The organism is Paenibacillus aurantius (assembly GCF_032268605.1).
Taxonomy (GTDB): domain Bacteria; phylum Bacillota; class Bacilli; order Paenibacillales; family NBRC-103111; genus Paenibacillus_AO; species Paenibacillus_AO aurantius.
In genome coordinates, this window is the sequence record NZ_CP130318.1 from 162,646 (window position 1) to 172,500 (window position 9,855).

Consider the following 9,855-nt stretch of genomic DNA (forward strand, 5'->3'; position numbering starts at 1 on the left):
CGGGCGGGAAGGCCGAGTGTTACCTTCCCGCTACAGCCGCACCACCAGCCGCCCGCGCATGCGGCCCTGCAGGATGGCGTCCATCGCCTCGGGCACGTCCTCGAGTGGAATCTCGCCGATCATGGCCTCCAGCCGCCGGGGCTTGAGGTCGCCCGCGAGCCGCTGCCAGATGGCTTGGCGTTCCTCCATCGGGCATTGCACGGAGTCAATGCCGAGCAGGCTCACGCCGCGCAGGATGAACGGCAGCACCGTCGCCGGCAGCTCCGTGCCGCCTGCGAGGCCGCTCACCGCGACCGCTCCGCCGTAGCGGACCGTCGCCAGCGTCCGCGCGAGCGCCGGTCCGCCGACCGGGTCGACGGCGGCCGCCCAGCGCGGCAGGCCGAGCGGCAGCGGCTTCTCCGGCGGCGCGAGCTCCTCGCGCGGCACCACCTCCGCGGCGCCCAGCTCCCGCAGGAAGGCGTGCTCCGCCGCCTTCCCGGTGCCGGCGGCGACGCGGTAGCCGAGCTGCGCGAGCATCGCCACGGCGAAGCTGCCGACGCCGCCCGTCGCGCCGGTGACGAGCACCGGGCCGTGCTCCGGCGCGAGGCCGGCCGCCTCCAGGCGGGCGACGGACAGCGCCGCCGTGAAGCCGGCGGTGCCGCACGCCATCGCCTCGCGCGGCGTCAGGCCGGCCGGCAGGCGGATGGCCCAGTCCGCGGGCACGCGGGCGTAGGCGGCGTAGCCGCCGGAGTGCGAGACGCCGAGGCCGTAGCCGGTGACGAGCACCTCGGAGCCGGCGGGGAAGCGGGCGTCGGAGGACTCCGCCACCTCGCCCGCGAGGTCGATGCCCGGCACGAGCGGATAAGCCGTCACGACGCGCCCGTTCGGCTGGCCGGCGAGGCCGTCCTTGTAGTTGACGCTAGAGTAGCGCACCCGGATGAGAAGCTCTCCGGGCGGCAGGTCTTCCCGCGTCAACTCCCGGATTTCACGGACGAACCCCTCCTCCGTTTTGTCCACGATCAATGCTCTAAAAGATGCAGCCATCTTTCCAACTCCTCTCTCTGTTTCCCGTTGTGGTTCCCTTCCGCTACGTTCTCCCTCTACTCTACCTCAATCCCTCTTCCTCTTCCAGTCTGCCTCGTTCACAATTTGTACACATTTTTTTAAGGTTATTTTTAACTTTCTTTAAGGTTGGTTTATTGAAGCTTTCCTATAGTGAAAATGCTGCAAGCATGGCAACGTAGAAATCGTACACCCATACAGAACACAAGAGGAGGGGCAAGGCATTGCTGGAAGTCCATCAAGTCAGCAAATTGTATACGAACCGGCGCGGGGTCGAGGAGATTGACTTCTCGATGAGCCGCGGGGAAATCGTAGGCTTTCTCGGGCCAAACGGGGCGGGCAAGACGACCACCATGCGGATGATTACCGGGTACCTGAACCCGACCCGCGGCCGCATTGTCGTGGACGGGTTGTCCATGGCCGATCACCCGAAGAAGGCAAGACGCAAGATCGGGTACCTGCCCGAAACGCCGCCGCTGTATCCCGAGATGTCCGTTCGGGATTATTTAAGGTTCATCGCGGACCTGCGGGATGTTCCCGCCCGTGATCAGAAGGCCCGCATCTCGGACGTAATCGGCCGATTGGGTCTCCAAGGCCGCGAGAAGCAGATTATCCGCAGCCTGTCGAAGGGGTATAAGCAGCGCCTCGGGCTAGCGCAGGCTATCCTGCATCAGCCCGACCTGCTTATTCTGGACGAGCCGACGTCCGGACTGGACCCGAAGCAGATCATCGAGATCCGGCAGCTGATCCGGGAGCTCGGGGAGAACCATACGGTTCTGCTCAGCACGCACATTTTGCCGGAGGTTAACGCGATCTGCAACCGCGTGCTGATCATCAACCAGGGGCGCGTGGTGCTCGACGACAAGCCGGAACGGATTGCCCAGACGATGGGCGAGACGTTCGAGGTGAGCCTGGAAGTCAAAGGCCCGCGTGAAATCATCCTCAGCGAAATCAAACGGATTCCGCACGTGGATACCGTCACCGAGCTCGGGACGGAAGCAGCCGGCGGGGAAGCCCCGCAAGCCTCCCGTCCGGAAGAGGCCTTTGCCGGAGCAGAGGATCCGGCGCTCACCGCCGTTCCCGAAACCGATGCTGCGGACCTTGGAACAGAGGGACTCACGTCTGAAGCGCCGGAGGCAGAAGGTCTTTCGGATCCGGCGGATCCCACCGGCCTTTCCGAATCGCCTTCCGCAACGGGAGCCATGAGTGATTCGGATGCTCCGGACAATGGCCAGCCCGCAGGGGAACCGGAAACCGAAGACGCGGCTTCCACCGTCAAGCTTCAAGTGACAGCCCGGGAGCGGGCGGACCTGCGGGAAGCGTTGTTCTTCCGTATGGCCGAGCTTGGCTATCCCATTCTTGAGATGCGCCGCAACCGCCTGAGCCTGGAGGATATCTTCCTCAAGCTGACGACGGACGAGCCGGCTGCCGCCGGCCGCATCGAAGACGGAAAGGAGGACTCCGCCGATGCGTAGAACCTGGGCCATCGCCCGCAAAGAGCTGCAGATGTACTTTTATTCCCCGACCGCCTATGTGGCGTTCGCGTTTTATTTTCTGATCAGCGGGTTCTTCTTCAGCATGGACTTCCTGAATTCCCAGACGGTGGACATCCGCCCGCTGTTCGGCAATTTTATGGTCGTGTACCTGTTCGTCATTCCGCTCTTGACCATGCGGCTTGTCTCAGATGAGCTTCGCCACGGCACCGACGAGCTTCTCCTGACTTCGCCTGCGGGGATCGGTGAGATCATTCTCGGGAAATACCTGGCAGCCGTGATCGTCCAGTTCCTTCTGGTCGCCGGCGCCTTGGTGTACCCTCTCATCTTGTCCTCGTTCGGCCCGCTGGACCAGCCGGTCATGTGGCTTTCCTTCCTGAGCATGTTCCTGCTCGGCGCCGCCATGATGGCGGTCGGCCTGTTCGCCTCGACCTTGTCCGCCCACCAGATGGTGGCGGGGATCGCGGGCTTCGCGATGCTTCTCGTGCTCTGGATGATCGAGTGGATGGGCTACAGCGTCTACACGTCGGGCAAGGAATGGCTGGGCCAATTCTCCATCGCCGGCCGGACCACCAACCTGCAGAAGGGCGTGCTCGACCTGTCCGATATTCTTTTTTACATCAGCTTTATCGCTGTCTTTATTGTGCTGAGCATTCAAACCCTCGAAAGAAAACGTTGGAGATAGGAGGAAGACAACCGTGAAGAACTGGATCAAAGGCACCAACGCGGTCGTGCTTTCTCTGGCGGTCGTGGGCATTTTTATCGTCCTGACGGTCTTCCTCCATTCGTTGAAGGGGACCCAGTGGGATTTAACCAAGAATAAGAAATTCACCCTGTCGGACCAGACTGTTACGATGCTGCAGAAGCTCGACAAGCCGGTGCATGTCACGGCCTTTTCGGATCCCGGCCAGGGAGTGGTGAGCCGCCAGATCACCGATCTGCTGCAGGAGTACCACAAGCGCAACAACAAGTTCACGTTCGAGGAAGTCGATCCGAAGCAGAAGCCGACGCTCGCCGAGAAATACAAGATTGACCGGTACGGCACGATCGTTTTCGAGCTGGACGGCCAGACGAAGAACGTCTACGCCGACGAATTGTATGCAAGCGGCGCGGCCGAAGGTTCCTATACCTTCTCGGGGGAGGAGAAGTTCACCCAAGCCGTGCTCAGCCTGACCTCGAACGAGAAGCACACCGTGTACTTCCTGACGGGCCATGGGGAAATGACCTCTGCTAACGCGAGCGCCTTCCGCAGCTCTCTGGAGTCCGAGGGCTACACCGTCAAGGACCTGAACCTGGTGAAGGAAGCGGCCATTCCGGCCGATGCCGAGACTCTCTTTATTCTGGGGCCGCAGAACGACCTGAGCGAGGCGGAGACAAAGCTTGTTCAGGACTATGTGAAGGATAAGGGCAAGCTGATGGTCGCCCTCGGGCTCGCGAAGGATATGGACCAATGGAAGAACTGGGATGCCGTCCTCGCTTCCGTAGGGGTGAAGAACGTAAAGGCCCTTGCCGTCGAGAACAAAAAGTCCCTCTCGACCGATCCGTTGACGATCGTGCCGGAGTACGGGGCCCATACGATTACCGATAAGCTGTCGCAGCAGGACCGCATCACCGTCATGCCCGGTGCTTTGGCTCTGGCCAAGGATGGGGCGAACGCCGATTTCACGGCGACGGCTCTGCTCCACACCTCCACCAGTGCATACGGCAAAACGAATATAAATGAGCTGCTCAGCAAGCGCCTGACCACGAATGACATCAAGCAGGCGGATCAGGATGTGAAAGGACCGCTTGATCTGGCCTATGCCGTCGAGAACAAGGACGGCAAGCCTAAGGCGGTTGTCATCGGCAACGGCAGCTTCCTGACCAACGATTGGCTTACCCAGCAGGGCAACCGCGACTTCGTGCTTAACAGCGTCGGCTGGCTGCAGGAGCAGAAGAACGCCGTCACGATCCGTCCTCAGGAGGAAGCCCAGATGCAGCAGGTCGTCCTCACCCCGGCCCAAGGCAAATCGATTCTGATCGGCACGGTCGGCGTGATTCCCGCGCTCTTCCTGCTGGCCGGAGGCTTGATCTGGTGGAGGAGGAGAGCCGGATGAAGCGTCTCCTTCCTACCCTCATTCTGGTGGTGCTCTGCATCGGAGGCTTCTGGTATGCCTCGAGCAAAGATTACTTCAAGGCCCCATCCGACGAAGCTTCGAAGCAGCTTCTGACCTTGGCGGAAGGGGACGTTCAGTCCCTTTCCTATTCGGATGGACAGGACGCGGTGGAGATTGCCCGCAAGGACGACACCTGGGAAATGAAAAAGCCTTCCCCGCTTCCGCTTAATTCCTACCTGGTGGAGGGATGGATCGGCACCCTTTCGTCTATGACGTACGACAGCAAGGTGACGGACAATGCAGCCGATTTGGCCGAGTACGGCCTCGCACAGCCGAAGCAGGAGTACCAGGTGACGCTGAAGGACGGATCCGTCCGCAAGCTCCTCGTGGGCCGTCCGATGCCCGTGCCGGGCAGCTCGTATGTGAAGCTGGATAATTCGCCGGCGGTCTATGAGGTGAGCGATACGAACCTGCAGAACCTCGCCAAAGCCCCGCTCGATTTTATGGACAAGCAAGCCGTCAAAGTAAACGTCGAGAAGGTCAAGACCGTGCAGTTCGACTGGAAGGGCACATCCTGGAAGCTCGAGAAGGCCGAGTCGGACAAATCGGTGTTCGAAAGCACGTGGAAGATCGGGGCTAAGGAGCTTAAGCCCGAAGAGGGCTCCGGTATTCTGACGCAGCTCACGAATCTCTCGACGGAGCAGCTGGTGAAGCCGGCGTCCGAGGTTGCGGTGAATGCTCCGGAGCTTACGATAGTCGTAACGGAGGAAGACGGGGGCAAGACGACCTCATCCACCTTCCACGGCAAGCTGGATAAGGATAACGTCTGGATCGTCAAGGAAGGAGGAGCCTGGGCCTACTCGGTGCCCGCCGCTTCCCTCCAGGAGATCGCCGATAAGGGCAAGGCGTAATCCCCATCCCCTCAGCAAAAAGGTTACCAGAACCCTTCCGGCTTTCGGCCCGGAAGGGTTTTTTCTATTGCGAACAAAGGTTCTGTTTCTTATACTGGAAACAGGGATTTGACACTCCGGAACGGCTGTCATAGACTTGAAGAAGTCCCGTTTGTTTCAACCGGGATATCTTGTTTTCGGGGGTCACTAGAAGTGAATTTGAACATTTCCGCATGGAAGCATGTATTCAAGCTTGACCCCGACCGCAGCCTGGACGAGTCGGCTCTCGAGAGGCTTTGTCTGTCGGGCACCGATGCGATCATGGTCGGCGGTTCCTCAGGCGTTACCTATGACAATACGGTTGATTTGATGTCGCGCATCCGGCGCTTCGAGGTGGCGTGCGTGCAGGAAATTTCCACGGACGAAGCGGTCGTTCCGGGATTCGACCTTTACTTTATACCTTCCGTTCTCAATACGGAGCAGGGCCGATGGATTACCGGCCGCCATCACCAGGCTTTGAAGGATTACGGAGCTCTGCTCGACTGGAGCCGGGTGGTACCGGAAGGGTATGTGATCCTGAATCCCGATTCCACTGCCGCCCGGCTGACCGGAGCGCAGGAGCTGGAGGAACCAGAAGACCTCAAGGCCTACGCCCGCTTGGCGGACAAGCTGTTCCGTCTTCCGGTCTTTTATGTGGAATACAGCGGTGCGTTCGGGAACATGGAGTGGGTCCGTCAGGCTAAGCATGTGCTGGAGGAGGCCCGCCTCTTCTACGGCGGAGGCATTTCCAGTGAAGAACAGGCTAGGCAGGCGGCGGAAGCGGCCCATACGATTGTGGTCGGCAACATTATCTATGAAGATTTGGAACGGGCGCTGTCCACGGTTTTGAAATAAAGTCCGTCCTCCGCTTCCCGCGGCAAAGACGGTCAGGAAAGGTAAGATATATCTATGTACCCAGCAGTCGATATTTTTCAGGCGGTTAACAAGCTCAACCCCCAGCAGAAGGAGGCCGTGGAGGCGACGGACGGTCCGCTTCTTATTATGGCTGGAGCGGGCAGCGGCAAGACGCGGGTGCTGACGCACCGCATCGCATACTTGATCGCCACGAACAAAGCCGCTCCCTGGAGCATTCTCGCCATTACGTTTACCAATAAAGCCGCAAGAGAGATGCAGGAAAGGGTAGAGAAGCTCGTCGGCCCGTCCGGGCGCGACATCTGGGTTTCGACCTTCCACTCCATGTGCGTGAAGATCTTGCGCCGGGACATTTCCCGCATCGGGTTTACCTCGAATTTTACGATCCTCGATTCCACCGATCAGCTTTCCGTCATTCGCTCCTGCCTCAAGGAATTGAACGTCGACCCGAAGAAATTCGATCCGAAGGCGGTCCAGGCCGCCATCAGCGGAGCAAAGAACGAGCTGGTGACCCCGGAGCGTTTTGAAGCTCAGATCGGCGACTACTTCCAGGGCATTGCGGCCAAGGTGTACACGCTGTACCAGAAGAAGCTGAGAAGCAACAACTCGCTCGACTTCGACGACCTGATCATGACGACCATCCAGCTTTTCACGGAAGTGCCGGAGGTTCTCGACTTCTACCAGAAGAAGTTTCAGTACATTCACGTGGACGAGTACCAGGATACGAACCGGGCCCAATACATGCTCTGCCGGATGATCGCGGACAGCCATCACCGGATTTGCGTCGTGGGGGACAGCGACCAGTCCATCTACCGCTGGCGCGGGGCCGATATCACCAACATTCTGAACTTCGAGCAGGACTACCCCGAAGCCACAACCATTCTGCTGGAGCAGAATTACCGGTCCACTTCCAATATTCTGGGGGCGGCGAACAAGGTCATCGGCAACAACACGGGCCGCAAGCCGAAGAACCTGTGGTCGAGCAAGCCGGAGGGCCCGAAGATTCAAGTGTACCAGGCCGATTCGGAGCACGAGGAAGGCTACTTCATCGCTTCGCAAATTAATAAAAACCGGTCCGCCGGCAAAAAATATGCCGATCACGCTATCCTGTACCGGACCAACGCCCAATCCCGGGTAATCGAGGAAATTCTCATCAAATCCGATATCCCTTATCAGATCGTCGGGGGCATCAAGTTCTACGACCGCAAAGAGATCAAGGACATTCTCGGCTACCTGCGCCTCATCTCCAATCCGGATGATGACATCTCGCTGACCCGGGTGGTGAATGTGCCGAAGCGGGGCATCGGGGATACGACGATGGACCGGCTCGGCGAGCTGGCCGCCCAGCGGGGGCTGTCGATTTTTGCCCTGCTTAACGATGTTCATTCCCTAGATATCACCTCCCGCGCGAAGGGCGCGCTGATGCAGTTCCACGAGATGATTTCCAATATGAACCGTATGATCGATTACCTGTCGGTGACGGAGTTGACGGAGCAGGTGCTCGAAGCGACCAAATACCGTGAGGAGCTGCTGCGCGAAGGAACGCTTGAAGCTAAATCCCGGGTGGAGAACATCGACGAGTTTCTCTCCGTAACGATGGACTTCGAGAAGCGCAACGAGGACAAATCCCTTATTTCCTTCCTTACCGACCTTGCCCTCATTGCCGACATCGATTCCATGAACAAGTCGGAAGAGGAGGAAGTCAAGGATGCGATCGTGCTGATGACGATGCACAGCGCGAAGGGACTGGAGTTTCCGACCGTTTTCATCATCGGTATGGAGGAAGGCGTCTTTCCACACAGCCGGGCCTTCATGGACAACGAGGAGCTCGAAGAGGAGCGCCGGCTCGCTTATGTCGGCATTACGCGCGCGGAGGAAGCCCTCTTCCTGTCCTGTGCCCGTATGCGCACCTTGTTCGGGCGGACCAATGCGAACGCTCCGTCCCGGTTCCTGGCGGAAATTCCGGATGAACTGAAGGAAGACTGCTCGCCTTCCCGTTTCGGAAGCCGTCCCGGCTTCGGCTCGGGAGCGGGAAGCACCTCCGGCTACAGCCGCAGCATAACTCCTCCTTGGGGCGGCAGTACGGCGGCTCCGAGGGCGGCGGCAGCCCCCGCCAGGGCGAAGCCGGTCGCGGCTACGGTCAACACGGTGCTCGACTACAAAGTCGGCGACCGCGTCTCCCACGGAAAGTGGGGGACGGGCGTCGTCGCTTCCGTCAAAGGCAGCGGGGACGATACCGAGCTTCACATCGCCTTCCCGGCCCCGGTCGGCGTGAAGCGGCTGCTGGCTAAGTTTGCCCCGATTACGAAAGAGTAAATTTTGGGAACCGATGGAAAGGATGAAGGAACGGTGGCGGATCAAACGGCCCAACCCCAGGCAGGCGGGGAATCCCTGGAGGAAATGAAGAGCCTGATTGCCGAGCTTAACCGGCATAATTACCTTTATTACACGCTGGACACCCCGGAGCTTACCGACAAGGAGTACGACAAGCTGTACGACCGTCTTCTTGAGCTCGAGCGGGAAAGCGGGGTCATTCTGCCGTCCTCTCCCAGCAAGCGGGTAGGAGGAGAGCTTCTCAAGGGCTTTGCCGAGCACCGGCACAAGGCCCGTCTCTGGAGTCTGGACAAAGCCCAGAACAAGGACGATCTGATGGCCTGGTACAACCGCGCCGTCAAGCTCGTGGACCAGTACAACAACAACCATCCGGACGATCCGCTGCCTCCTCTGTCCTTCGTCGTCGAGCTTAAGTTCGACGGCCTCACGCTCAACCTGACCTATGATAACGGGGAGCTTGTTCAAGCTTCCACGCGCGGAAGCGGGGTCGTGGGAGAGAGTATTCTCCCGCAGGTGCGCACCATCCGCTCCGTTCCTTTGAGCATTCCCTACTCCGAGGGGATGATAGAGGTTCAGGGAGAAGGACTGATGTTCCTCTCCGTTCTGGAGGAGTACAACCGTACCGCGGCCGAGCCCTTGAAAAATGCGCGCAATGCCGCTGCAGGAGCGCTGCGGAACCTCAACCCGGCCGTTACCGCCACGCGGAAGCTGGACGCCTTTTTCTATAATGTGGGCTACGCCGACCACCTTCAGTTCACCGATCACCAGGAGATGGTCATCTTCCTGAAGGACAACCATTTCAAGGTCAATCCTTACATCAAGTTCCTTCATTCTATAGAAGAAGTGGCCGAAGAGGTGGAGCGGATTGCCGAAACCCGGCTGCAGATGGATTACCTGATCGACGGAAGCGTCGTGAAGATCACCGACATGAGGACGAGGGAAGTGCTCGGCTACACGGATAAATTCCCCCGCTGGGCCGTAGCCTACAAGTTCGAGGCAGAGGAAGCGACGACCCGTCTGCTTTCCGTCGTGTGGAACGTGGGGCGTACCGGCAAGCTGACTCCTCTGGCCCGCGTTGAGCCGGTGGAG

8 protein-coding genes (1 of these 8 only partly in view) are annotated in these 9,855 nt (G+C 59.5%); 7 read left to right on the forward strand and 1 reads right to left on the reverse strand.

Annotation, left to right across the window (positions count from 1 at the left end):
• Positions 1-30: 30 nt before the first annotated feature.
• Positions 31-1,023 carry an oxidoreductase gene (locus MJA45_RS00740; RefSeq protein ID WP_315605417.1) on the reverse strand — a complete coding sequence of 331 codons (993 nt, stop codon included), beginning with the start codon at positions 1,021-1,023 and terminating at the stop codon, positions 31-33.
• A 242-nt stretch (positions 1,024-1,265) separates the two neighbouring features.
• Between MJA45_RS00740 and MJA45_RS00745 the strand changes: the two genes are divergently transcribed.
• From MJA45_RS00745 to ligA, 7 genes are all read left to right on the forward strand, one after another.
• Positions 1,266-2,516, forward strand: a complete 1,251-nt coding sequence (locus MJA45_RS00745; RefSeq protein WP_315605418.1) for an ABC transporter ATP-binding protein — start codon at positions 1,266-1,268, stop codon at positions 2,514-2,516.
• Positions 2,509-3,219, forward strand: coding sequence for an ABC transporter permease subunit (locus MJA45_RS00750; protein ID WP_315605419.1), 711 nt, complete (start codon positions 2,509-2,511; stop codon positions 3,217-3,219). The genes MJA45_RS00745 and MJA45_RS00750 overlap by 8 nt, the downstream gene beginning before the upstream one ends.
• A 13-nt stretch (positions 3,220-3,232) precedes the next feature.
• On the forward strand, positions 3,233-4,630 hold the full coding sequence (locus MJA45_RS00755) for a GldG family protein (RefSeq protein WP_315605420.1): 1,398 nt from the start codon (positions 3,233-3,235) through the stop codon (positions 4,628-4,630).
• On the forward strand, positions 4,627-5,541 hold the full coding sequence (locus MJA45_RS00760; protein ID WP_315605421.1) for a DUF4340 domain-containing protein: 915 nt from the start codon (positions 4,627-4,629) through the stop codon (positions 5,539-5,541). The genes MJA45_RS00755 and MJA45_RS00760 overlap by 4 nt, the downstream gene beginning before the upstream one ends.
• Before the next feature lie 192 nt (positions 5,542-5,733).
• Positions 5,734-6,414, forward strand: coding sequence for a heptaprenylglyceryl phosphate synthase (locus tag MJA45_RS00765; protein ID WP_315605422.1), 681 nt, complete (start codon positions 5,734-5,736; stop codon positions 6,412-6,414).
• Positions 6,415-6,468: 54 nt separating this feature from the next.
• Entirely contained in the window at positions 6,469-8,748 is a 2,280-nt protein-coding gene (gene pcrA, locus MJA45_RS00770; RefSeq protein WP_315605423.1) for a DNA helicase PcrA, read from the forward strand.
• 84 nt (positions 8,749-8,832) lie between these two features.
• On the forward strand, positions 8,833-9,855 hold the 5' portion of the coding sequence (gene ligA / locus MJA45_RS00775; RefSeq protein ID WP_315607912.1) for an NAD-dependent DNA ligase LigA. It continues 987 nt past the right edge of the window; 1,023 of the gene's 2,010 nt are visible here — the first part of the coding sequence; the start codon lies at positions 8,833-8,835; the stop codon falls past the right edge of the window.

Excerpts from the sequence above, each read along its gene's own strand:
- MJA45_RS00740 (WP_315605417.1), bottom strand. The coding sequence starts at position 1,023 with ATGGCTGCATCTTTTAGAGCATTGATCGTGGACAAAACGGAGGAGGGG.
- MJA45_RS00750 (WP_315605419.1), top strand. The coding sequence starts at position 2,509 with ATGCGTAGAACCTGGGCCATCGCCCGCAAAGAGCTGCAGATGTACTTT.
- MJA45_RS00760 (WP_315605421.1), top strand. The coding sequence starts at position 4,627 with ATGAAGCGTCTCCTTCCTACCCTCATTCTGGTGGTGCTCTGCATCGGA.
- pcrA (WP_315605423.1), top strand. The coding sequence starts at position 6,469 with ATGTACCCAGCAGTCGATATTTTTCAGGCGGTTAACAAGCTCAACCCC.